The organism is Sphingopyxis witflariensis (genome assembly GCF_002205635.1).
Lineage (GTDB): Bacteria > Pseudomonadota > Alphaproteobacteria > Sphingomonadales > Sphingomonadaceae > Sphingopyxis > Sphingopyxis witflariensis.
In genome coordinates this window covers 24,823-49,116 of record NZ_NISJ01000007.1, presented here as the reverse complement: position 1 = coordinate 49,116, position 24,294 = coordinate 24,823, and the positions used below count along the sequence as shown (strand labels likewise).

Below are 24,294 nucleotides of genomic sequence, written 5' to 3'. Positions count from 1 at the left end.
ACCTTGCGTTTCACCCCGGTTCGGGGGCAAAGCATAGAGAAGATATGATTTCGACCGCTTTCCCCCGCCTGAAGTTTTGGCCCGCATCGGGCGCGTCGCAGCGTCGCGACTGGCGTTGGGCCGCACTTTTAGGCCTGTTCTTTGCGATTCTCCTCGTCGGGGTGGTCGAAGGGCAGATTAGTCGCGGGAATCGCGGCATCACCCCGATCAACAGCAGCGGCGATTTTCTGGCGAGCGGCATTCTTGTCGACGTCACCGGCGATAATGCCGAGGATGCGCGCGAAAAGGGCTGGCGCGAGGCACAGCGCAAGGGCTGGGCGCAGCTGTATCGCAAATTGAATGGCAGCGACGGTCCGGCGCTTGGTGATTCGGTCCTCGACGGCATCGTTACCGCGATCGTCGTCGAACAGGAACAGATCGGCCCGCGCCGCTATGTCGCAAGGCTCGGTGTCCAGTTCGACCGCGTTCGCGCGGGGCAGATTCTTGGCGTCAGCGGCCGGACGCTGCGTTCGCCGCCCTTGCTCGTCATCCCCGTCTATTCGATCGACGGCATTCCGCAGGTGTTCGAACAGCGCAGCGCATGGCAGCGCGCCTGGGCCGAATATAACACCGGTCAAAGCGCGATCGATTATGTCCGCACTGCGGGCACCGGCGCCGACACGCTGCTGATCAACGCCGGGCAGACCGGCCGCCGCGGCCGCGTGTGGTGGCGCGTGATCCTCGACCAATATGGCGCCGCCGACGTGCTGACCCCGATTGCGCGGGTCGAATACTCCTATCCCGGCGGGCCGATCAAAGGCACTTTCACCGCGCGCTTCGGCCCCGACAGCAAGCTGATCTCCAGCTTCACCATGACCGGGCCCAGCCCTGCGGCGCTGCCCGACATGATGGAAAAGGCAGTCGCACGGATGGATCGCATCTATATCGACGCGCTCGCGGCGGGCACGCTCAAGACCGACCACTATCTCGTCCTCGAAAAGCCGGTCGAGAAGGAAGATCTGCCTGAAGAAACCGCGACGACCGACACGGAGGTGATGCCCAGCGAAACCGACGCCAGCGTGCCGACCACGGCGCCCGCCGGGGCGCAGAGCTACACCGTCCAATATAATTCGCCCGACGTCGAATCGGTGACCGCGACCGAACGCGCCGTCGGCGGCATCGCGGGGGTCCAGTCGGCGTCGACCACCAGCCTTGCGCTCGGCGGCACCTCGGTGATGCGCGTGACCTTCCGCGGCGATATGGCCGCGCTCAAGGCGGCACTCGCCGCACGCGGTTACACGGTGCAGGAAGGCGGCAACACGCTGCGGATCAGCCGCTGATGGCGCGCGCTTCCGGCCAGATCGCCCTGCCGCTCGATTGGAGCGCGGGCGGGTTGAACGACGGGCCGCTGATCGTCGGCACGAGCAACGCCGACGCAGTGCGCTATTTACGGCATGTGTCGACCTGGCCGGTTCGTACTGCGGTATTGGTCGGCCCGCGCGGGTCGGGACGCAGCTTGATCGGGCGCCTGTTCGCCAGCGAAACGGGCGGTCGTGTGATTGACGGCCATGACAGCGTCAGTGAGGAAGAGACTTTCCACGCCTGGAACGCCGCGCAGGCCAGCAGTGCGCCGCTGCTCATCATCGCCGATGCGCCGCCTTCCGAATGGGGCATCGTCCTGCCCGACCTCGCCTCGCGATTGCGCGCGGTGCCGGTGCTGACGATCGGCGAGCCCGACGACTGCCTCGCCCGCGACCTCATCGAAGCGCTGTTCGCGCAGCGCGGCATGGCATTGTCGCCCGAGGTCGCATCCTATATCGTGCCGCGGATGGAGCGCAGTTATGCGATGATCCACCGCGTCGTTGCGGCGCTTGATGCGGCCTCGCTCGAACAGGGGCGGCGGCTCGGCATCCGTCTTACGCGTGAAACATTACTGTCACAGGGGCTGATCGATCCCGATCTCCTCGAACGACAGGATGTAGATATATGTCGCTAACCGGACGACCTCTGCGCGCTGACAATGACGCTAATGGGGCGGCGCAAATCCCTTTCGGTCCCGAACGTTTTTTCAACCGCGAACTCAGCTGGCTCGCCTTTAACCGGCGGGTGATGGAAGAAGCGCGCAACCCCGCGCATCCTTTGCTCGAACGGCTGCGCTTCCTGTCGATTTCAGGCAGCAACCTCGACGAATTCTTCATGGTCCGCGTCGCGGGGCTGAAGGGGCAGCAGTTGCAGGGGATTGATGACCCTTCCGCCGACGGCCGCTCGCCGGGGCAGCAGCTGGCGGAGATCGAGGCTGAGGTGAATCGCCTCGTCGATCAGCAGCAGTCCGAATGGCGGTTGCTCAACCGCCTGCTCGCCGAACAGGGCATCGTCGTCCATGGCACGGACACGGGTTCCGACGCCGAAAAACTGCGCGCCTCGCTGCGCCAATATTTCATCGACCAGATTTTCCCGATCCTCACCCCGCAGGTGCTCGATCCGGCGCATCCCTTTCCCTTCATTCCCAATCGCGGGCTCGGGGTGATCTTCGACCTCGAACGCAAGGTGGGCGGCGAACATATTCGCGAACTGGTGATGATCCCGGGCTCGCTCGCGCGCTTCGTTCCGGTTCCGGGCGAGCCGGGGACGTTTGTCCCGATCGAATATCTGATCGAGCTGTTCGGCGACACATTGTTCCCCGGCTACCGGATCCGCTCGCGCGGTGTGTTCCGTATCATCCGCGACAGCGATATCGAACTCGAGGAAGAGGCCGAGGATCTCGTCCGCCTGTTCCGCACCGCGATCCGCCGCCGTCGCCGCGGCCGTGTCATCCTGCTCGAACTCGAAGCCGATATGCCGGGCGAACTCGCTGCGGTGCTCAATGCCGATATTCAGGGGCATGAGGCGATTGTCGCCAAGATCGACGGCTTCGTCGGGCTCGCGGCGCTCTCGGCGCTGGTCGATGTCGACCGCCCCGACCTGAAATTTCCTGCCTTTTCGGCGCGCTTTCCGGAACGCATCCGCGAGCATGGCGGCGATTGCTTTGCGGCGATCCGTAGCAAGGACATCCTCGTCCACCACCCTTACGAAAGCTTCGATGTCGTCCTGTCCTTCCTTCGTCAGGCTGCGGCCGATCCCGATGTCGTCGCGATCAAACAGACGCTCTATCGCGCCGGCAACCAGTCGCCGGTGATCCGCGCCCTGATCGAGGCGGCGGAGGCGGGCAAGTCGGTGACGGCGGTCGTGGAGTTGAAGGCCCGTTTCGACGAAGAACAAAATCTGCTCTGGGCCAACCAGCTCGAACGCGCCGGGGTGCAGGTCGTCTATGGCTTTATCGAGTGGAAGACCCACGCCAAAATCTCGATGGTCGTGCGCCGCGAAGGGCAGGGGTATCGCACCTATTGCCACTTTGGCACCGGCAATTACCACCCGGTGACCGCGCGCATCTATACCGACCTCAGCTTCTTCACCGCCGACCCGCGCGCCGGGCGCGATGCGGCGCAGCTGTTCAATTATATCACCGGCTATGTCGAGCCCGAGCGGCTCGACATGATCACTATGTCGCCGCTCAATATGCGCGCGCATCTGTGCGACCTGATCGACGCCGAAATCGCGGCGGCGGAGGCGGGCAAGCCGTCGGGCGTGTGGGCGAAGATGAACAGTCTCGTCGACCCGGATATCATCGACCGTCTCTATGCCGCGAGCGCCGCCGGGGTCCCGATCGAGCTTGTCGTGCGCGGCATCTGCTGCCTGCGTCCCGGGGTTTCCGGCCTGTCCGAGACGATCCGCGTCAAATCGGTCGTAGGCCGCTTCCTCGAACATAGCCGCGTCTGGGCTTTCGCGAACGGGGCCGCGCTGCCACACCGCACCGCCAAACTCTATATTTCGAGCGCTGACTGGATGCCGCGCAACTTCGATCGCCGCGTCGAATATATGATTCCGATCGAAAATCCGACGGTGCACGACCAGATATTGGATCAGGTGCTGGTTGCGAACCTGATCGACAATGAACAAAGCTGGGTCTTGCAGCCTGAAGGCACCTATGTTCGGCTGACCCCCGGCGACAAGCCGTTCAACCTGCATCATTATTTCATGACGAACCCGTCGCTATCGGGGCGCGGCACCGCGCTGCACAAGAGGCAGGACGTCCCGACACTCGCTTTCAACACATACGAGGATTGACGCTTTGGGTTTGCAGCGCTCCTCACGGCAGGCGGTCCATCGCTCTGCCGTCATCGACATTGGGTCGAACTCGGTTCGTCTGGTCGTTTACGAAGGACCCGCGCGCGCGCCGGCGGTGATCTTCAACGAAAAGGTCGCGGCGGGTCTGGGGCGCGGCCTCGCAGCCGACGGTCGCATCGCCGACGAGGATGCGGCCCGAGGGCTGATGGCGCTGCGCCGCTATGCGCTGCTCGCGCGGCACATGGAGGTTGATAACCTGCAATGTGTCGCGACGGCTGCAGTTCGCGATGCGGTGAACGGACCCGATTTCATTGCTCGCGCCGCCGATGCGGGCCTGAATATCCGGCTGCTGTCGGGCGAAGAGGAGGCCGCAGCCGCCGGCTATGGCGTGCTTGCCGCAATTCCTGACGCGCATGGCATCGCTGTCGACCTTGGCGGCGGCAGCCTCGAACTGGCTGAAGTCGCGAACGGCGAGGTTGGGCGCTGCGCGTCCTTTCCGCTCGGCGTGTTGCGGCTCCCCGCGTTGCGCATAGCGGGACCACAACTATTTGAACGCGCGGTGCGCAAAATGCTGAAGGCGGCGGGTTGGCCGGGTAAACTCAGCGGATTGCCACTCTATCTGGTTGGCGGTTCGTGGCGCGCGCTGTCACGCCTCGACCTCGAACTCACGCACGATCCGCTCGCGGTACTCGATCAGCATCATCTGCCGCGCACCGCATTGCGCCGTCTTGTTCGCGCGACCAAACGGCTGAGTTTCGAAGAAATACGCGCGATCCCCGGCATGGCGTCGAACCGCGCGGCGAGCCTGCCCGACGCGGCCGCGTTGCTCGCTGCCCTCGTTAATATCATCGACGTCCCCGAAATGACGGTGTCGTCGTCGGGATTGCGCGAAGGCCTGCTTTATCAGTCGCTGGATGCCGAGACGCGCGCGCAGGACCCGTTGATCGTCGCCGCCGAATTCGAAGGCCGTCGCCTCGCGCGTTTCGCGCCGCATGGCCGCGCGATCGCCGACTGGATCGCACCGCTTTTCGCCAGCGAGGCGCACACCGACAGCCGTGTTCGCCTTGCCGCGAGCCTGCTCAGCGACGTCGCATGGTCGGCCAATCCCGACTTCCGCGCCGAACGCGGTACCGAAATTGGCCTGCATGGCAATTGGCGCGGGATCGATATCCCGGGTCGCGTCCTGCTTGCCCGAGCGCTCCATGCGGGGTTCGGCGGCGCCGATGGCGATTTCCCGGCGATGGGCGAACTGGTCGCACCTGAACGATTGGAGCGCGCGCGCCAATGGGGATTGGCGATCCGGCTTGCCCAGCGGCTGACCGGCGGGGTCGAGGCGCCGCTGCGCGCGAGTTCGATCGCGCGGATCGAAGGGAAACTCGTGCTCAGCCTCGCTTCAGGCTGGCATGATCTGGCGGGGGAATCGGTCGAGCGCCGCCTGCGCTCGCTGGCGCACGCGCTCGGCGCCAAGGCCGAACTCGTGCTGCTCTGACGCTCAGGCCTCGTCGGCGATCGGCGCTGCGTTGTCGATTTCGCTCATCACCAGCTTGCCGTCCTTGACCGCGAAGCCCATCCGCCCTTCGACCAGATCGAGCGCGGCATGGCCGAACACGTCGTTGCGCCAGCCTTGCAGCATCGGGATGCTGTCGCGGCGTCCGGCGGCCAGCGCTTCCAGCTCGTCGCTGCGCGCGATCAGGCGCGCCGCGACATTCAGTTCGCGGGCGCGGATCTTGAGCAGCAGCTTCAACAGGTCGGCGACCAACGTGCCTTCCTTGCCCAGCCCGGGGCCGCGCGGCGCGCGGTCGGGCATATCGTCCTTGGGCAGCGGCTTCGCGTTGGTGAGCGCGTCGATCAGGCGCGCGCCGATGTCGTTCGCTTTCCAGGTCGCCGACAGACCGCGCACGCGGCCCAGACCTTCCTGATCCTTCGGCGGATGCGCGGCGAGGTCGGCCAGCGTCTCGTCCTTGACGATGCGCCCGCGCGGCAAATTCTTTTGACGCGCCTCGCGCTCGCGCCATGCGGCGAGCGCCTGCAGGCGGCCGAGGACGTCGGGCTTGCGCGACGGAATCTTGATCCGGTGCCAGGCATTTTCGGGATCGACATTATAATTGGCCGGATCGGCCAGCTTTTCCATTTCCTCGTCGAGCCAATGGCCGCGGCCGGTTTTGACCAGCTTTTTCAGCATCATGGGGAAAATCACGGCCAGATGGGTGACGTCGCCGACGGCATAGTCGATCTGGCGCTTGTCGAGCGGGCGGCGGCTCCAGTCGGTGAAGCGTGCGCCCTTGTCGAGCTGGATGCCCAGCCAGGATTCGACGAGGTTCGAATATCCGACCTGTTCGGCCTGACCCAAGGCCATCTGGCCGATCTGGGTATCGAAAATCGGGTGCGGCGTCTTGCCGGTCAGGTTGAAGATGATTTCGACATCCTGCCCGCCGGCGTGAAAGACCTTCAGTACATCTTCATTGTTCACGAGCAGGTCGAGCAGCGGCTTCATGTCGATGCCATTCGCCATCGGATCGATCGCCGCGGCGTGTTCGCTGTCAGCCACCTGGATCAGGCACAGTTCGGGCCAGAAGGTGTTTTCGCGCATGAATTCCGTATCGACGGCGATGAAATCGCTGTTCTTGATAAGGTCGCAGAATGCGGCGAGCGCGGCGCTAGTTTCGATGAGCGGATGGACTTGCATAGCGCGCCTATACAGCTAGTTGTTTCGGACGCGCAGGAAAAATTGCCTGCCACTCTTCGGGTCGCGCAAGCCGGAATACCGGCAGCCAAAAAAAACGGCAGGAAATGCGAAGGGGACGGACGCCATGTTGTGGATCGGTTGGGTGCTGGCTGCGCTCGGTTTTGTGCTGCTTTTCGGGCAGTATTTGGCGGGGCAGGCGGATATTTTTCTGTCGATCGCCAATCCGCGCCCGCTGGACGAAGAGCATATGGTTGTGACCCTGAAGGGCTGGGGTTTCGCTGCCAGCGCCGCGCAGCCCTTTGTCACGCCCGAATCCGATCATGGTCTGTGCGACGTCCGCGTTTTTGCGACGCGCCGCCAGATGATCGTTGCCATCATCAGTTTCGGTTTCCTGCGCCCGGTGACGGTTGCGTGGCGCGCCCATGCCGGCGTGCTGCCGCTGGGAGACGCATGATGCCGATCGTGCAACTGGGCGCCGAGGGACGCTGGACCAATTATCATGGCACCGGCACCTGCGAGGTGGCGACGCGTTTTGCGCTGCGCAGCGGCGATGCGGAGCGCGGGCGCGACGAAATCGCGATCGCGGCGCGGGCGGTGCAGGACTGGCTGGGGCAGGCGCAGGCGGCGGGACGGCGCGTTCGTCCGATCGGCGCGGGCTGGTCGCCGTCGAACGTCAATATCGTGTCCGACAGCTGGCTGCTCCACACGCGCCGCTTCAACCGCTGTTTCCGTGTCGGGGGGGCGGATGTCCGGCCCGGTGTCGAGGCGGCGGCGCTGATGCTTGTCGAGGCGGGGGCGCTGGTCGACGAGGTGTCGGACAAGTTCGAACAGCAAGGCCGCTCACTGTGGACCAGCGGCGCGGGCAATGGCCAGACCTTCGCGGGCGCCTGCGCCACCGGTACGCATGGTTCAGTGGTCGGACGCGGGGGCATCCAGGATCATATCCGCGCGGTGCAACTGGTGACGCCCACGGGCATCCACTGGATCGAACCCGCCGCCGGGGTGATGAGCGACGCCTTTGTCGCCGCGACGGGTTCAACGGCGCTGCGCGATGACGAGCTCTTTGCCGCAGCGCAGCTCCCGGTCGGGGCGCTCGGTATTGTCACCGCGCTCGTCGTCGATAGCGTGCCGAAATTCCTCGTTCGCCCGATCCAGAATTTGCGGAAGGTCGATTGCGCGGCGCTCGATTGGCTCGCGGCGGGAGACTTCCGGAGCTTTTCGGCGGCCTATGCGCTCGATCAGGATCCCCACTTCGTCCAGATGATCGTCAATCCGTACAAGCCGTTCAAGCGGCCAGCGATGCTGCGTTTCCTCTATCGCGAGCCGTGGCGCGACGCTTATCCGCATGCGACGCCGGGCGAGCTGGGCGCCGGCTATGATGCGCTCAGCCTGCTCGGGCGGTTTCTCGACGAATATCCTTGGGCACGGGGGGCCTTGCTGCAATTTGCTATGAAGCAGGGCTATGCCGCCGGGCCCGATATCGACGACCCGCCGGTTTATGGCAGTTGGGGCGAGGGGCTCAATACCCACCGCCCGCTCGCCGACCTGTTCAACGCGTCGGTGACGATCGACCGCGCCGACCTAGCCCGTGCGTTCGAGCTGATCTGCGCGGTCTATGCGCGGCACGGGGGTTCGACCGTCGTCACGCTGCGCTTCATGGAGCGCGCGCAAGGTCTGCTCGCGCCCGCGCGCTTCCCGCACAATGCTGTGATCGACTTCGACGGTCCGCGCAGTGCGCGCACGGCCGAGGCCTATGCCCGCGTCGTCGAACGGCTCGATGCCGAGGGGATAGCTTTCACCCGCCACTGGGCGAAAAGCTGCCGCCTCGACGCCGCGCGCGTCGCCGCCGATTATGGCGAGGATTTCCGCCGCTGGCGCACCGCGCGCGACCGCCTGATCCCCGATCCGGCACACCGTGCGCTGTTCGGCAGCGCGGTGCTCGACGGGCTGGGTTTGACGGGTTGAAAAACCCGTCCACCCTTGACAAATCGCTCGCCGACCTGCCTTAGGCGCGGCCATAACGGCGCGGTTTTCGGCCATGCCTCTCCAGCTTTGAAAGACGAACCCATGCACGCCTATCGCACCCACAATTGCGGCCAGCTTCGCGCCGAACAGGTCGGCCAGACCGTCCGCGTCTCCGGCTGGGTGCATCGCAAGCGCGATCATGGCGGGCTGCTCTTCGTCGATTTGCGTGATCATTATGGGCTGACCCAGATCGTCGCCGACAGCAGCGACGCGGTTTTCGCAACGCTCGACGGTCTGCGCGCCGAAAGCGTCGTGACGATCACCGGTGACGTGGTCGCCCGCTCGCCCGAAACGATCAACACGAACCTGCCGACCGGCGCGATCGAAGTACGCGCGCGCGAAGTCAGCGTTCAGTCGGCGGCGATCGAACTGCCGATGCCTGTCGCGGGCGAACAGGAATATCCCGAGGATATCCGCCTGAAATACCGCTTCCTCGATCTCCGCCGCGAACGGCTCCACGCCAACATCATGCTGCGCTCGAACGTGATCGCCAGCCTGCGCCGCCGCATGACCGATCAGGGCTTCACCGAATATCAGACCCCGATCCTGACCGCCTCGTCGCCCGAAGGCGCGCGCGACTATCTGGTGCCCAGCCGCGTTCACCCCGGCAAATTCTATGCGCTGCCGCAGGCACCGCAGATGTTCAAGCAGCTGCTCATGGTGGCGGGCTTCGACCGCTATTTCCAGATCGCCCCCTGCTTCCGCGACGAAGACGCGCGCGCCGACCGTTCGCCTGGCGAATTCTATCAGCTCGATTTCGAAATGAGCTTCGTGACGCAGGACGATGTGTTCAATACCATCGAACCCGTGCTCGCGGGCGTGTTCGAGGAGTTTGCGAACGGCAAGTCGGTGACCCCTGCGGGCACCTTCCCGCGCATTCCGTATCGCGAATCGATGCTGAAGTACGGCAATGACAAGCCTGACCTCCGCAACCCGATCATCATCAGCGACGTGTCTTCGCACTTCACCGGATCGGGCTTTGGCCGCTTCGCCGATATCGTCGCTGCGGGCGATGTCGTCCGCGCGATCCCCGCGCCGGGCACCGCCGAGAAGAGCCGCAAATTCTTCGATGACATGAACAGCTGGGCGCAGGGCGAAGGCTTTGCCGGCCTTGGCTATGCGACGCGCAAGGGCGGTGAATGGGGCGGCCCGATCGCCAAGAATCATGGTCCCGAAAAGATGGACGTGCTGGCGAACGAACTCGGCCTTGGTCCCGACGACGGCGTCTTCTTCGCCGCAGGCAAGGAAGCGATGGCGGCGAAGCTCGCGGGCCTCGCGCGCACCCGCGCTGCCGAACAGCTTGAACTGATCGACCCCAACAAGTTCGAAATGTGCTGGATCGTCGACTTCCCGATGTTCGAGGCCGACGAAGACACCGGCAAGATCGATTTCAGCCACAACCCCTTCAGCATGCCGCAGGGTGAGCTGGAAGCGCTGGAAACCAAAGACCCGCTCGACATTCTGGCGTGGCAATATGACATCGTCTGCAACGGCGTCGAACTGTCGTCGGGCGCGATCCGCAACCATCGCCCCGACATCATGTACAAGGCGTTCGAAATCGCGGGCTATTCGCAGGCCGAAGTCGACGCGAATTTCAGCGGCATGATCAACGCGTTCAAGTTCGGTGCGCCGCCGCATGGTGGTTCGGCGCCGGGCGTCGACCGCATCGTCATGCTGCTCGCTGACGAGCCGAACATTCGCGAAGTCGTGATCTTCCCGATGAATCAGAAGGCCGAAGACCTGATGATGAACGCCCCGGCGGCGGTCAGCGACAAGCAGCTCAAGGAACTGGGCATCCGTATCGTCGACGGCCCCAAGGGTTAAGGCGTGACCGAGCCGCGGGAGCACCAGCTGGAAACGCCGGAAGGCGAGATCTGCTGGTTCGAATGGGGCGCGCCGTCGGAGCGGCCATCGGTCCTGCTGCTCCACGCGACGGGCTTTCACGCGCGGTTGTGGGATCAGATCGTCGCGGTCCTGCCGCCCGGCACCCACATTATCGCGCCCGACCAGCGCGGCCATGGGCGAAGCTTCAAGCCGGCCTCGCTGTCCGACTGGGCGGCGACGGCAGACGCGCTGCTGCCGCTCGTCGATCGCTTCGCGGGAACGCCGCTGGTTGGATGCGGGCACAGCATGGGCGGCTATGTCCTGACCCGTCTTGCGGCCGAGCGTCCCGATGCGTTCCGGCACATTTTCCTGATCGACCCGGTGATCATGGCGCCCACGCTCTATGTCGGCGCGGCGGACCAGCCCGTTCCCGACCCTATGTCGCACCCCGTCGCGCGGCGGCGCGCCCGCTGGGACGGCTGGGAAGCGATGAACGCCCATTTCGCGCAGCGCCCGCCCTATATGCACTGGCAGCCCGCAGCGCTTGCTGATTATTGCCGCCATGGTTTGCTCCCCGCAGCCGATGGCGATGGCTGGGACCTCGCTTGTCCGCCGGCGCTCGAGGCTTCGGTTTATCTGAGTGCGATCCGTACCAATCCGCACGACTGGCTCGGTCGTATAGCGGCCCCGTCCAGCGTCATCCGCGCCCGCACGGGCGATCGCGCCAACCCTCTCGATTTCTCGGTCAGCCCCACATGGCCCGGCCTCGGCGCCGCACTTGGCGCAGGGCGCGACGAGCAATGGGCCGAGCATAGCCATTTCATCCCGATGGAGGTGCCGGAGCGCCTTGCGAAGCTGATCGCCGACGAACTGGGTTAATCGCGTCGCATCGCCGTCGCCGCTATGTTAGCAACGGCGCCAGACCTTCAGGGGACAAGCGATGACGATCAGCCTTTCCGATTATGAAGCCGGAACCAAATATGACGGCGACTATGGCGACGCGCTGGACGCGTTGCAGGAACGGCTGGAGCGCGTGCAGGCGGCGCATATCACCCACGGCCACCGCAGCATCATCATGTTCGAAGGCTGGGATGCGGCGGGGAAGGGCGGCGTCATCAAGCGAATGACCGCGCTGCTCGACCCGCGCTATTTCGAAGTCTGGCCGATCAGCGCGCCGACCGACGAAGAAAGCGCGCGCCATTTTCTCTGGCGCTTCTGGAAACGCCTGCCCGGAAATCGCGAAATCTCGATCTTCGATCGCAGCTGGTACGGCCGGGTGCTGGTCGAACGCGTCGAGGGTTTCGCGAGCGAAGCCGAGTGGCGCAAGGGCTATGACGAGATCAACGAGTTTGAGGCGCAGCTGACGGGTTCGAGGACCAATCTCGTCAAGATTTTCCTCCATTTGACACAGGAGGAGCAGGACAAGCGCTTCGCCGACCGGCTCGACGATCCTTGGAAGCGGTGGAAGACGGGCACGGAAGATTATCGCAACCGGGCGAAGCGCAAGGAATATCTGGCGGCGATGACCGACATGTTCCAGCAGACTGATACGCGCTGGGCGCCGTGGAAGGTGATCGACGGCAACAACAAGAAGGCGGGCCGCATCGCGGCGCTGACCTATATTGCTGAGGCGCTGGAACGCGCGGTGCCGATGATCCCGCCTGATCTCGACCCCGCCGTGGCGAAGCTCGCGGGCAAGGCGTTCGGTTACAAGCCCAAAGCCTAGGTTTTTCGGCCCGCTCGGCTAGCAATCTGCGGCCTCAGCAGCTACATGGCGGTGATGAAACGCGCCAGACGATCCGATGATTGGGGTTTTCCCCGCTGGCGCCCCTATGGTTCGGGCCAGGAGGCGCAGCAGGTTCGCCTGTGCGACCGCCACGGCTGCGCCAACCCCGGCAACTGCCCCGCGCCCAAGTCGCCGAACAGCCCCGAGCGCTGGTATTTCTGCGAAACGCACGCCGCCGAATATAATCGCGGCTGGGACTATTTCGAAGGCCTGTCGGCCGAAGACGCCGCCGCCCGTGCCGCCGAAGAAGAGCGCGGCGCGCGCAGCTATGCCAAGGCGCAGCATTATGCCTGGGGCGGCCCCGGCGACGGCAGCCGCAGCAGCGATGAAATGCTGGCGCTGGAGGTGCTCGACCTCGAATCCGACGCCGATTTCGAAACGATAAAAAAGGCCTGGCGCGCGCTCGCCAAGGAAACCCACCCCGATGTGAAGCCGGGCGATGCCGAGGCCGCCAAACGCTTTGCGGCAGGGCAGGCGGCGTTCGATGTGCTGAAACAGGCCGAAGAGCGCAAGAGCTGGAAGCCTGCATAGGGAGCTTCCCGGCATCCTCACGCTGGAGTGACCGCAAGCGATCAATTTAGCCTTCGCGGGGCAACGGGCGCCTACTCGCTTCCTAGCCCACAGCCGCCATTTCTATTCGCCGCCGCCGCAGTAATGCCCGGCGCATTCATTCGATGGAGACTCCCCATGCAGATCGCGGTTTTGACGTTCGACGGTTTCAACGAGCTTGATTCGTTCGTTGCCGCCGCGATCCTCAACCGGCTGCGCGCGCAGGGGTGGGCGGCGCATATTACGTCGCCGACGCCGCGGGTGACGTCGATGAACGGAGTGACGGTCGATCGGCAAAAGTCGCTGGATTTTGCAGCCGAAGCCGATGCGGTGATCATCGGCAGCGGGATCAAGACGCGCGAATATGCGGCGGATGCGGCACTCCTCGGGCAGATTCGCCTCGACCCGGCGCGGCAGCTCATTGGGGCGCAATGTTCGGGGACACTGCTGCTCGCAAAGCTTGGGTTGATCGGCCGTCTGCCGGCCTGCACCGACCTCACCACCAAGCCTTGGGTAATTGAGGCGGGAGTCGAAGTTCTCGACGCGCCCTTTGTCGCACATGGAAATGTCGCGACTGCGGGTGGCTGCCTCGCGTCGCAATATCTGGCGGCGTGGATTATCGCGCGGCTCGCGACCCCGCGCGATGCAGAAGAGGCGCTTCACTACGTCGCCCCCGTCGGGGAGAAGGAACAATATATTGCGCAGGCGATGGCGGCGGTGCGGCCGTTCCTGCCCGTGGAGGCAATGGCCGGAGCAGCATAACCGCCGTTCCGGTACAATACGTCCTTGCCTTCACCCGCTATAACCCGGCATTTGCGACACGGGGAAAACAGGGGACAGGGCGATGGCGGCACCGTTTAATTTCGGGCAACTCAAATTTCTGAAGGCGCTGACCGAGGCGTTATTTCACGACGCCGACATGGCGATTTCGGTCGATCAGGTCGTCGCCAATATCTGCGACCTGTTCACCAAGGTCGGCGGCACCAAGCTCGACGAAATTCGGCTGTCGCTGACCGCGACCGAACTGGTGCTCGGCGGTCCCTTCTTCACCGAGGATGATGTCGCGAGCCGCGCCGAGAAGCTCGCCGACCGGTTTCAGAACAGCCAGATCGACCTGTTCCAGGACATGGCGCGGCTGCGCGGCATCGTTTACGCCTGCTATTACGGGCATTGGAACGCGGGCGATCAGGACGCCAATGCCGCTAATCCGGTTCACGCGCAAATCGGTTTCATCTTGCCCAAATTCCGCCAACGCGGCGCGGGCGAAGTGCCGATCGAGCCCGTGACCGGGCGGGAGATCGACCCCACGCATATCCTCGACGCCGCGAGCCTCGATGACGAATATGACGTGATCGTCATCGGCTCGGGCGCGGGTGGCGGGGTCGCGGCCTATAATGTCGCGGCGCAGGGTTATAAGGTGCTGATCGTCGAGGCGGGCCCCTTCTACCCCTCGCATGACATCACCCATCATGAGCTCGACATGATCGCCAATCTTTACAAGCATGGCGCACTGCAGACCTCGACCAACCGTGATTTCGTGGTGTTCCAGGGGCGTTGCGTCGGCGGGTCATCGACAATCAACAACGGCATCTGCCTGCGCGTCAACGAGGCGGGGCGAACGCACCCCGATGCGCTCGACGTCCTCGCTAAATGGGCGAGCATCGGCGCGCCGGTCGATGCCGCGGCCTTTCACGCCAGCTATGATGCGGTACAGGCGAAGCTCGGGATCGCAAAGATCGAACCGCGGAGCGGGCGCCACAACGGCCCGCATCTGATCAACGGTTGGGCCAGTTATGCCGCGGCCTCGTCCGATCCGCGCGACACGCGTGCGGTCGCCGACTGGTTCGCCAAGAATTTCGGCCCGCCGAACACGCCGACCGCCTGTTCCTATTGCGGCTATTGCAATTCGGGCTGTGCCTATGGCCGCCGCATGGGGGTCGCGCAAACCTATCTGCCCGCCGCATGCCGCGACCATGGCGCGCGCATATTGCCCGAAACCAAGGCCGATCAGATCGTCTGGCAAACGACGGTCGACGGCCGGCGCGAGGCCGAGGCGGTGAAGCTGATCCTGCCCGACGGGTCGAAAGCGTTGGTGCGCGCCCGCGTCGGGGTGATCGTCGCTGCGGGGACGATCGCCTCGTCAAAACTGCTCGACCGCAGCGACATTTCAGGGACGGGATATCAGGTGTCGCTCAATGTCGCCTCCCCGGTCGTCGCGCTGATGCCCGATGGCGTCGGCGGCAATGCGTGGGACGAGGACCAGATGTCGAGCTATGTCGACTGCGGCGACTTCCTGCTGGAAAGCCATTTTCAGCCGCCGATGTCGATGGCGTCGCTGATGCCCGGCTGGTTCGACGATCATGCAAGCCGGATGAAGAATTTCGGCCGCGTCCATTCGGCGGGCATTCTCTTTCCCGCCGACCGGCGCGGGCAGGTGAAGGACGGCAAGCTTGAATTCCGGCTCGACGCCAGCGATGACCTGCCCGTGCTGCGCCGCGCGATGGCGACGCTGACCAAGGTGCATTTCGCCGCGGGGGCGATCGAATGTTATCCGGCGCTCGCGCGTGGCCAGACGATCACGCGCGGCATGGATGTCGATGCCTTCTTCGCCGCCGCGATCCGCGAACAGGATGATGTCACCCTGTCGAGCAGCCACCCGCATGGCGGCAATGCGATCAACGAAAATCCGCAATATGGCGTCGTCGACCCCGAATGCCGCGTCCATGGCACGACCAATGTCCTCGTCACCGATGCCAGCGTTTTCCCGAGCTGCATCCGCGTCAACGCGCAATGGACCACCATGGCGATGGCGCATTATGCGACGGGCCGGGGCGATCCGTTCGGGTGAAATAGCCCGCCAAAATCCGTCATTGCGAGGAGCGAAGCGACGCGGCAATCTCCAGCTATCGACCTTAGGCTGAGATCGATAGCTGGAGATTGCTTCGCTACGCTCGCGATGACGATGGCTTTTGTTTGCGGCGGTGCGGGGGTAAGGGGCGGTCATCATGATCTACACCGTTGCCGCCCTCTACCAATTCGCGCCCTTCGACGACCCAGCCGCGCTGCGCCAGCCCTTGCTTGATGTCTGTGCTGCGCAGGGCGTCAAAGGTACACTCCTCCTTGCACGTGAAGGCATCAACGGGACAATCGCGGGCAGCGCGGACGGCATCACCGCAGTGATCGAGCATATCCGCAGCTTACCCGGCTGCACCGATCTCGACGTCAAATATTCGGCCGCCGCCGCGCTGCCGTTTCAACGGCTGAAGGTGCGGCTGAAGAAAGAAATCGTCACGCTCAAGGTCGCGGGTATCGACCCTGCGCGCGACGTCGGCCGCTATGTCGCCCCTGCCGACTGGAATGCGCTGGTCGACGATCCGGACACCGTCGTCATCGACACGCGCAACGCCTATGAGGTTGATTATGGCAGCTTTGCCGGCGCCGAAAATCCCGAGACGCGCAGCTTTGGCGAGTTCCCCGACTGGTGGCGCGCCAATGCCGATCGTTTCGCGGGCAAGCGCATCGCGATGTTCTGCACCGGCGGCATCCGCTGCGAAAAATCGACCGCTTTCCTGCGCGCCGAGGGCGTCGAGGATGTCGCGCATCTGAAGGGCGGCATCCTTGCCTATCTGGAGCAGGTTCCCGAAAGCGACAGCCGCTGGAATGGAAGCTGCTTCGTCTTCGATGAACGGGTCAGCGTCGGCCATGGGCTGGTCGAGGTTGGCGAGAAGGATTGATCGTTCCACGGCGAACGCCGGGGCCCCAGACTTCTGGGATGACATTCCCTCTCATGGGGCCCGGCTTTCGCTGGGGAACAGTCAGCCCGCGACCCGCGCCGTCCCATATTCGACCCAGCCGAACGGGCGCGGGGTCTTGGGCATATAGGCCGCGCCCTGCCGATCGACAGCAAAACCCGCCTTTTCATAAGCAGCACCGATCGGCCGGGTCAGATGGCAATTGCCGCCGACGCGTTTCCATACCGGTTCGATCCGTCGCTGCCACTTGGCGACCCCGGCATCGGGTGCCGCGCCATGCTCTAGGAACAATGCGGTCCCGCCGGGCTTCAGCACGCGGCGGATTTCGGACAGCACCGCAACCTGGCTCGCGACCGAGCAGAGGGTGAAGGTCGTGACGACGGTGTCGAACTGACCGTCGGCAAAGGGCATCGCTTCGCCAAACCCACAGTGAATGTCGGCCTTCATCCCATGCGTCGCCGCCGCCGCGCGGCTCATGTCGAGCAATTCGGGTGAGGGGTCGAGGCCGGTGAAGCTCGCGATCCGCTCGGGCACGTAAAATTCCATATTGATTCCGCCGCCGCAGCCAAGCTCGAGCACATCGCCCGCCGCGTGCGGCACCACCTTGCTGCGCGCCTTCATGATCTGACCTTGCGAACAGGCGCATTTGATCAGGCGCGGCACCCCATGTTTTTCCCACCAGCTCGCCATCGACACTCTCCCCCCTTGGCGCGCAGCCTGTCCCTTGCTAGCGCGGTTGGCAACACCCATTTAGGCGTATCCAGCCAAGCATAAGGACGATCATGCCGACCACCCACCATACCAAGATGCTGATCCTCGGCTCGGGCCCCGCGGGCCTGTCCGCTGCCATCTATGCCGCGCGCGCGGGGATGAAGCCGATCGTCGTTCAGGGTTTGCAGCCCGGCGGCCAGCTGACGATCACCACCGACGTCGAAAACTACCCGGGCTTTGCCGAGGTGGTGCAGGGCCCGTGGCTGATGGAACAGATGACCGCGCAGGCAACGCATGTCGGCACGTCGATGATCTGGGATACGATCGTCGACGTCGATCTGTCGCAGCGCCCGTTCCGCATCACCGGCGACGGCGGCGACGTCTATATCGCCGAAACTTTGGTCATCGCGACCGGCGCGCAGGCGAAATGGCTCGGCGTCCCGGGCGAGCAGGAACTGGGCGGCAAGGGTGTCTCGGCCTGTGCCACCTGTGACGGTTTCTTCTATCGCGGCAAGAAGGTCGTGGTGATCGGCGGCGGCAACACCGCGGTCGAGGAAGCGCTGTACCTGACCAACCACAGCGACGATGTGACGTTGATCCACCGCCGCGATCACCTTCGCGCCGAAAAAATCCTGCAGGACCGCCTCCACGCCAATCCCAAGATCAAGGTCCTCTGGAACAAGAAGGTCGATCGTTTCGTCGCGGGTGAAGGCGTTTCGGGGCTGGTCGGCGTCGATCTGATCGACACCGAAACCGGCGAGGCGAGCCACGAGCCGACCGACGGCGGCTTCGTCGCGATCGGCCACAGCCCCTCGACCGAATTGTTCAAGGGCAAATTGCCGCTCGACGCTGACGGCTATCTGGAAGTCACCCCCGGCACCTCGCTGACGTCAATCCCCGGCGTGTTCGCGGCGGGCGATGTCACGGACAAAGTCTATCGTCAGGCCGTGACGGCAGCGGGCATGGGCTGCATGGCCGCGCTCGACGCCGAGCGGTTCCTGGCCGAGGCCGAATATCACGCGTTGGTCGATGCCTGAGCGCGCCGTCATTGCGAGGAGCGTGGCGACGAAGCAATCTCCTGCCGTCGTCCATCGAGGCCGGTGGCTGGAGATTGCTTCGCTGCGCTCGCAATGACGATTATTGGAGAGCGGTGAGTATTTTCGCCGCCAGCCAGTCGGCATCATCGCCGGCAAAACTGTGCGAGGGGCTGGCAAGGCGTTCCACGGGTATCGACCCCAGTTCGCAATTCTCGGCAAAGGCTAACGCCGTCCGGTCACCGGTCGCGAGCAGGATCGTTGCGGGGCAGGAGAGCGCCGCCATCGCCGCATCGAGCCGCGCAGGCAAGCTGTCGGGAGCGGCGGGCGGCGCGGATTGGCCGAGTGCTGAAAGGCCGCGCGCGAGTCTCCTGAAATCAATCTCGCCTTTTAACAACCGGAGCAAGCTTTTCGGGTCTTTCAGCCGCGACCAATAGCGCGCGCGGATCGCCGATGACGGCGGTAACGCGGGTTCGCCTGCTTCCTCCGCGTCGCTCTCATACGTCCACGGATTAGCCAGGATCAGCGCATCGAGCGTCAGCGGCTGGTGCAGCAACAATGCGCTCGCCGCGTCGCAATTGCCGAAGGCGATCATGCGCGTGACGTGCGGTGCAGCGTCGCGGAAGGCGCCGATCGCGGCGGAGATATCGTCGCAGCTGCTTTCGAAGCCTGCGTTGTCGCCTTCGCTGTCGCCGATCCCGCGCCGGTCAAAACGAAACGCCGGATACCCCGCCGCCGCGATGCGCTGCGCCAGCCCCGCCATACCGCAATGCGCGCCGCTGCGGATTTCATTGCCGCCCGACACGATCAGCAGGCCGGTGGTGCCCGGCGCCTCATCGAGGCTTGCGGCGAGCAAGGCGCCGTTGCAGGCAAAGCTCAGCTGATGCCGCATGCCACGCTCCAGGCGGCGATGTCGGCGGCGATCGCCTCGGCCATCGCGCGATCTTCGCCGGGTTCGGCGCGCAGCCATAAAGGGGTGCCTGCGATCGCGGCGTCACCGCCGCCGAGGATGACCGTGCGCTGCGGCGCGATGGACTGGACCTCGGCGCTGCCCAGTTGCGCGACCATCGTCGGCGACAGGCGGTTGCCTGCGAGTAGCAGCGGTTCGGCCTTCGCTATTTCCTGCAGGCTTTCGAGCGACGAGGTGATGCCCGCCTCGCGATCGGCGGCGACGCGTGCGCGCATCAAAGTGCGCAATAAGGAGGCGCCGCCAACGGGACCGAGCCGCCACCATGCTACGGCCTTCGCCTGATGATCGATCAGCGCGCCGCCGCGTAGCGACGCGATGATGAGCGGGCCGTCGATGGCGTCCGCAACATCGGCGAGCGCCGCCTGCCATCGCGCGAGATCGACATCTTCTAGCGGAACGAGGCTTTCATTCTGCCCGGGGAGGTCGGGTAGCAGGCCCGCGAAACCTTGCGCGGCAAGCGCGCGCATCGCGAGCACCAACGTGCGGCGGGTGCGGTTCGCTTCCTCGAACAGCGGCGGAACGAACAAGATGGTGGCGGGCGGTGTCGATTTGTCCGGTCGGATCCAGAGTTGTTGCTCTGCCATCGCCAATCACCCGCAACCGTTTGTGCTGAGCTTGTCGAAGCACTGTTCTTCTTTTTCCTGTCCTTTGAAGAATGAGGACGGCCCTTCGACAAGCTCAGGGCGAACGGAAAAAGAAGATGTGGCCATGCCGTCAGCCGGCAACCTTGCGCTGCGAAAAGGCCAGCAGGTTGCCATAGGTTTCGAAAATTTCGCCATCGATCTCGTCATCGTCGATGATGATACCCAGCCGGTCTTCCATCTCGGTCAGCACGGTAGCGACCGCCATCGAATCAAATTCGGGCAGTTCGCCGAACAGGCCGCTGTCGGCGGTCAGCGCGGCGGCGCGTTCTTCGCCAAGGCCGAGAATGTCGGCGAGCAGCGCGCGCAGGGTGGCGTCGACGCCGGATGCTTTGGGGGCGGTATCTGTCACGGTCTTTTCCTCAGCATGGAACGCGCAAAGGCCTTCAATGCCGGTCCCCATGCCGCGACCCGCGACGGATTGAAAGCCTCGATACGCCATAACGGGTCGTGCCGGTTCATCCAGTCGCGCTTGTAGCCATCATTGCCGGTGCCGAAATCGACGCGCTTCACGCCGTCGACGTCGATGACATGGCGAAACAGCGCTGCCGACAACAAGGTGCCGGGCGAGGCTTTCAGGCTATCCTCGACATGCGCGAGCTTGTGGATGAAGGCGGTGCCTTCTTCGACCGTCCAATATTGCGCCGCGACGGGCACGCCGTCGATCCGTGCGAGCCCCATGCGAAAGGTGCCGCGCGCGCTTTCGCTCTCGGCAAAGGCGCGCAGCAGGGCATGATTCCCCTCCTCGGGTTTCCAACTCGCGGCATAAATATGCTCATAGGCGGCCCAGCTTCCGTCGTCGAAGGTGGTGAGCAGTTGAATATCGACCACGCCTTTCTTTGCCTTGCGCGAAACGGTGCTGCGCAGCGCGCCGGGGCGGCTTGCCCACCATGCGTCATGGTCCATGTCGGTGAGATCGAGCCAGTGGCGGTCGCCGGCGGGCGCCGCCTTTACCCACCATCCGGCGCCGCGCAGCGCGGCGACCAGATTTTCGGGATCGCCAACGGGATAGAGCGTCAGCCGCGCCGCTCTCTTGCGCAGCTTTGCGAGCAGGTTGCGCAGCGCGGAACTCCGATCGCCTTCGCCGGTAAAAAGCGGTCGGATCGCAAAGCTGTACCAGTTGGTAAGGCCTGCATAATCGCCCGGTTTTTCGAGCCGCAGGGGGAGCCAGGCGGTGGCATTTTCGGCGCTTCCCTTGGCATCGAAACGGCCCCGACCCGCGAAGCCATAAGCCTCCAACAGATCGAACCAGCTCGCGCGATCGAAGGGCGATGCGACGTCGACCGCGCGCGCGGTCGCGGGCAGCCGATTGTCATTAGCCTGATCTTCACCGTTCCCTTGCATCGTGTGGCCCTCTATCACCGCACTCCTAACAGCCGATGACCAAAGCCGAAAACCCTCCTTCGCGTCCGATCGACCATCTTGCCCGTTGCGGCGGTGCCGATGCGCCTGCGCTGCTGATCGGGGACAATGCCACGACCTTCGCCGACCTCGACGCCGGGGTAGGGCGGCTCGCGGCGTGGCTGCGCGGAGCGGCAGGCGGGCCGGGCGAACGCGTGGCAAGCTGGACTGCGAAGACGCGGCTCGCATGCCTGATGCCGCTCGCCGCCGCGCGCGCCGGGCTGATCCATGTGCCGGTCAATCCGCTGCTCAAGGGGCCGCAGGTTGCGCATATCCTCGCCGACAGCGGCGCGAAATTGCTGATCACCAACGCCGCGCGGGCCGACATGCTGGGCGATGCGCGCCCGGCCGGATGCGCGGTGCAGGATGCGAAGACTGCCGACGCGGCGATCGATTCGGACGGCGAAGGCCTGCTGCCGTCGGACGCCGCGCCCGACGATCTGGCCGCAATCCTCTATACCAGCGGATCGACCGGACGGCCGAAGGGCGTGATGCTCAGCCACGCCAATCTGTGGCTAGGGGCCGAAAGCGTCGCTTCCTATCTGAAGATCGCCCCCGACGACCGCGTGCTCGGCGTCCTGCCGCTCAGCTTCGACTATGGCCAGAACCAGCTGCTATCGACCTGGTACGCCGGAGCGGCGGTCGCACCGCTCGATTATCTGACCCCGCGCGATGTCGTAAAAGCGGTCGCGCGGCACCGGGTCACGACGCTCGCGGGGGTGCCGCCTTTATGGGTGCAACTTGTCGAAAGCGACTGGCCGGCGGAGACCGCCGACCTTCTTAAACGCCTGACCAACAGCGGCGGCGCGCTGACGCCGTCGCTGATCGACGCGATGCGCGCGACCTTCCCGAATGCCGATATCTATCCGATGTACGGGCTGACCGAGGCGTTTCGCTCGACGTATCTCGAGCCGAAATATGTTGCCGACCATCCAACCTCGATGGGTCGCGCGATCCCGCATGCGGAGATTTTGGTGTGCCGCCCCGACGGGACGATCACCGCCGACGAGGAGGCGGGCGAACTCGTCCACTGCGGGCCGCTTGTCGCCAAGGGCTATTGGAACGACGCCGAACGCACCGCCGAACGCTTCAAACCCGCGCCGCGTGCGTCGGAATATGGCGGGATGGCGGTGTGGTCGGGCGATACGGTGCGCCGCGACGCCAACCACCTGCTCTATTTTGTCGGCCGGGCCGATGCGATGATCAAGACTGCAGGCAATCGCGTCAGTCCAACCGAGGTCGAGGAGGCGGCCATCGCATCGGGGCTGATTTACGAGGCGGTGGCCTTTGGCGTTCCCGATGCGCGGCTCGGCGCGGCGATCGTCCTGATCGTGCGCGGCAAGGGCGAGGACCGCGACGAGGAGCTGACGGCCTACTTGCGCCAGAATCTGCCGAACTTCATGCAGCCGCAGACGATCGAATGGCGGCGCGATCTGCCGCGCAATCCCAATGGAAAGCTCGACCGGGTGGCGATTTCTGCCGATTGGGTGCAGGGGATGGCTCGATGAAACCCCATGGTCCGATCCCGCCCGGTTTTGCCGCCGATGACGATGCGATGCTGCTGATCGGCGGCGACCGCGCCGAGGCGCTGGTCGATGCCGCGGGCGACACACCCTTGTTCGTCTATGACAGCGCGATGCTGACGGCGCGGGTCGCCGAATGGCGCGCCGCGATGCCAGATGCGGTGCAGCTTCATTATGCGATGAAGGCGAACCCCTATGCCCCCTTGCTCGCCTTCATGGCGCGGCTGGTCGACGGGTTCGACGTTGCATCGGGCGGCGAGCTCAAGGCGGCGATGGACAGCGGCATGGCACCCGCGCACATCAGTTTTGCCGGCCCCGGCAAGCGCGACCGCGAGCTTGAGGCGGCGATCGCGGCGGGCGCGACGCTCAACCTTGAATCGGCGGGCGAGGCCGACCGTGCCTTGTCGATCGCCGCGCGGCTCGGCATCACGCCGCGGCTCGCGGTACGGGTCAACCCCGACTTCGACCTTAAAGGGTCGGGGATGAAAATGGGCGGCGGCGCCAAGCCCTTCGGAGTCGATGCGGCCGAGGTTCCGGCGCTGGCGCGGCGGTTGATCGCCTCGGGCGCCGATTGGCGGGGCTTTCATATTTTCGCGGGATCGCAGGCGCTTGATGCGGCGGCGATCGCCGACACACAGGCGCAGACGGTGGTGCTCGCGGGGCGGTTGGCGAATGAAGTTGGCGCGACCCCACCGCTCGTCAATCTGGGCGGCGGGATGGGGGTGCCCTATTTCCCCGCCGACAAGGCGGTCGATGCTGCGGCGGTCGGCACGGCGCTCGCCGAAACGCTGGATGGCCGTGATGCGGTGCTGGCCGACAGCAGCTTTGCGATGGAGCTCGGGCGCTGGCTCGTCGCCGAGGCGGGGGTCTATCTGACCCGCATCGTCGATCGCAAGACCAGCCATGGCGAGACCTTTCTCGTCACCGACGGCGGCCTCCATCATCAGCTCGCGGCGAGTGGAAATTTCGGCACCGTCATCCGCCGCAACTATCCGATCGCGCTCGCTAACCGCTTCGGTATCGAGCCCACCGAGACCGCGACGGTTGTCGGTTGCCTGTGCACCCCGCTCGACCGGCTGGGCGATCAGGTCGCGTTGCCGGTTGCGGAAGTGGGTGACCTGGTTGCGATTTTTCAGGCCGGGGCCTATGGGGCTTCGGCAAGCCCTGCCGCTTTTCTTGGGCAGGGGTCGGCGCGCGAAATGCTCGTTTAAACGGCGAATCCGTTCCGTTTTGGGACAGGATTGCCAGA

Annotated in this window: 22 protein-coding genes; 16 read left to right on the top strand and 6 right to left on the bottom strand. The window is 64.7% G+C overall.

All coding sequences use genetic code 11. The annotated features are described in order from the left end of the window. Window positions 1-44: 44 nt before the first annotated feature. The 4 genes from CDQ91_RS13365 to CDQ91_RS13350 are packed head-to-tail and all read left to right on the top strand — an operon-like array spanning window position 45 to window position 5,632. Window positions 45-1,319, top strand: coding sequence for a hypothetical protein (locus tag CDQ91_RS13365; RefSeq protein WP_088473233.1), 1,275 nt, complete (start codon window positions 45-47; stop codon window positions 1,317-1,319). Further along, window positions 1,319-1,975 (top strand): HdaA/DnaA family protein, encoded by a 657-nt coding sequence (locus CDQ91_RS13360; protein ID WP_088473232.1) that lies wholly within the window; start codon window positions 1,319-1,321, stop codon window positions 1,973-1,975. Before CDQ91_RS13365 ends, CDQ91_RS13360 begins: the two co-directional genes overlap by 1 nt. Further along, a complete protein-coding gene (locus CDQ91_RS13355) occupies window positions 1,966-4,143 on the top strand; it encodes an RNA degradosome polyphosphate kinase (RefSeq protein WP_088473231.1) in 2,178 nt (725 codons plus the stop codon). Before CDQ91_RS13360 ends, CDQ91_RS13355 begins: the two co-directional genes overlap by 10 nt. 4 nt (window positions 4,144-4,147) lie before the next feature. After that, a complete protein-coding gene (locus CDQ91_RS13350) occupies window positions 4,148-5,632 on the top strand; it encodes a Ppx/GppA family phosphatase (protein WP_088473230.1) in 1,485 nt (494 codons plus the stop codon). Window positions 5,633-5,635: 3 nt separating this feature from the next. Here CDQ91_RS13350 and rnd read toward each other — a convergent pair whose 3' ends face one another. Next, on the bottom strand, window positions 5,636-6,829 hold the full coding sequence (gene rnd, locus CDQ91_RS13345) for a ribonuclease D (RefSeq protein ID WP_088473229.1): 1,194 nt from the start codon (window positions 6,827-6,829) through the stop codon (window positions 5,636-5,638). 124 nt (window positions 6,830-6,953) lie between these two features. Between rnd and CDQ91_RS21310 the strand changes: the two genes are divergently transcribed. The 9 genes from CDQ91_RS21310 (at window position 6,954) to trhO (ending at window position 16,747) form a co-directional block, all read left to right on the top strand. Beyond that, the gene (locus CDQ91_RS21310; protein WP_158213676.1) at window positions 6,954-7,283 is read left to right on the top strand and encodes a hypothetical protein; all 330 of its coding nucleotides are present in this window, start codon (window positions 6,954-6,956) and stop codon (window positions 7,281-7,283) included. After that, complete coding sequence (locus CDQ91_RS13340; protein WP_158213675.1) at window positions 7,280-8,794, top strand: FAD-binding protein; 1,515 nt, start codon at window positions 7,280-7,282, stop codon at window positions 8,792-8,794. Before CDQ91_RS21310 ends, CDQ91_RS13340 begins: the two co-directional genes overlap by 4 nt. 102 nt (window positions 8,795-8,896) lie before the next feature. Then, window positions 8,897-10,678, top strand: a complete 1,782-nt coding sequence (aspS, locus tag CDQ91_RS13335) for an aspartate--tRNA ligase (protein WP_088473228.1) — start codon at window positions 8,897-8,899, stop codon at window positions 10,676-10,678. A gap of 3 nt (window positions 10,679-10,681) precedes the next feature. Beyond that, entirely contained in the window at window positions 10,682-11,557 is an 876-nt protein-coding gene (locus tag CDQ91_RS13330) for an alpha/beta fold hydrolase (RefSeq protein WP_088473227.1), read from the top strand. A gap of 61 nt (window positions 11,558-11,618) precedes the next feature. Beyond that, the gene (locus tag CDQ91_RS13325) at window positions 11,619-12,404 is read left to right on the top strand and encodes a polyphosphate kinase 2 family protein (protein WP_088473226.1); all 786 of its coding nucleotides are present in this window, start codon (window positions 11,619-11,621) and stop codon (window positions 12,402-12,404) included. A gap of 54 nt (window positions 12,405-12,458) precedes the next feature. Continuing rightward, a complete protein-coding gene (locus CDQ91_RS13320; RefSeq protein WP_088473367.1) occupies window positions 12,459-12,995 on the top strand; it encodes a J domain-containing protein in 537 nt (178 codons plus the stop codon). A 156-nt stretch (window positions 12,996-13,151) separates the two neighbouring features. Next, entirely contained in the window at window positions 13,152-13,775 is a 624-nt protein-coding gene (locus CDQ91_RS13315; RefSeq protein ID WP_088473225.1) for a DJ-1/PfpI family protein, read from the top strand. 82 nt (window positions 13,776-13,857) lie between these two features. Next, a complete protein-coding gene (locus CDQ91_RS13310; protein WP_088473224.1) occupies window positions 13,858-15,861 on the top strand; it encodes a GMC family oxidoreductase N-terminal domain-containing protein in 2,004 nt (667 codons plus the stop codon). 157 nt (window positions 15,862-16,018) lie between these two features. Continuing rightward, on the top strand, window positions 16,019-16,747 hold the full coding sequence (gene trhO, locus CDQ91_RS13305; protein WP_088473223.1) for an oxygen-dependent tRNA uridine(34) hydroxylase TrhO: 729 nt from the start codon (window positions 16,019-16,021) through the stop codon (window positions 16,745-16,747). Between the two features lie 81 nt (window positions 16,748-16,828). On the opposite strand, the gene CDQ91_RS13300 is transcribed toward trhO, so the two are convergent. Further along, on the bottom strand, window positions 16,829-17,455 hold the full coding sequence (locus tag CDQ91_RS13300) for a class I SAM-dependent methyltransferase (RefSeq protein ID WP_088473222.1): 627 nt from the start codon (window positions 17,453-17,455) through the stop codon (window positions 16,829-16,831). 92 nt (window positions 17,456-17,547) lie between these two features. Here CDQ91_RS13300 and trxB point away from each other — a divergent pair, with 92 nt between their 5' ends. Then, on the top strand, window positions 17,548-18,513 hold the full coding sequence (trxB, locus tag CDQ91_RS13295; RefSeq protein ID WP_088473221.1) for a thioredoxin-disulfide reductase: 966 nt from the start codon (window positions 17,548-17,550) through the stop codon (window positions 18,511-18,513). 100 nt (window positions 18,514-18,613) lie between these two features. On the opposite strand, the gene CDQ91_RS13290 is transcribed toward trxB, so the two are convergent. The 4 genes from CDQ91_RS13290 to CDQ91_RS13275 form a co-directional block, all read right to left on the bottom strand. Next, a complete protein-coding gene (locus tag CDQ91_RS13290) occupies window positions 18,614-19,402 on the bottom strand; it encodes a hydrolase 1, exosortase A system-associated (protein ID WP_088473220.1) in 789 nt (262 codons plus the stop codon). After that, window positions 19,387-20,064 carry an alpha/beta hydrolase family protein gene (locus tag CDQ91_RS13285; protein ID WP_088473219.1) on the bottom strand — a complete coding sequence of 226 codons (678 nt, stop codon included), beginning with the start codon at window positions 20,062-20,064 and terminating at the stop codon, window positions 19,387-19,389. The genes CDQ91_RS13290 and CDQ91_RS13285 overlap by 16 nt, the downstream gene beginning before the upstream one ends. A gap of 130 nt (window positions 20,065-20,194) precedes the next feature. Further along, window positions 20,195-20,473, bottom strand: coding sequence for a phosphopantetheine-binding protein (locus CDQ91_RS13280; RefSeq protein WP_237245981.1), 279 nt, complete (start codon window positions 20,471-20,473; stop codon window positions 20,195-20,197). After that, a complete protein-coding gene (locus CDQ91_RS13275; protein WP_088473217.1) occupies window positions 20,470-21,465 on the bottom strand; it encodes a GNAT family N-acetyltransferase in 996 nt (331 codons plus the stop codon). The genes CDQ91_RS13280 and CDQ91_RS13275 overlap by 4 nt, the downstream gene beginning before the upstream one ends. Window positions 21,466-21,500: 35 nt before the next feature. On the opposite strand from CDQ91_RS13275, the gene CDQ91_RS13270 reads away from it, so the two are divergent. Both CDQ91_RS13270 and CDQ91_RS13265 read left to right on the top strand, forming a co-directional pair. Further along, a complete protein-coding gene (locus tag CDQ91_RS13270; protein ID WP_088473216.1) occupies window positions 21,501-23,030 on the top strand; it encodes an acyl-CoA ligase (AMP-forming), exosortase A system-associated in 1,530 nt (509 codons plus the stop codon). After that, complete coding sequence (locus CDQ91_RS13265) at window positions 23,027-24,256, top strand: pyridoxal-dependent decarboxylase, exosortase A system-associated (RefSeq protein ID WP_088473215.1); 1,230 nt, start codon at window positions 23,027-23,029, stop codon at window positions 24,254-24,256. Before CDQ91_RS13270 ends, CDQ91_RS13265 begins: the two co-directional genes overlap by 4 nt. Window positions 24,257-24,294: the final 38 nt, after the last annotated feature.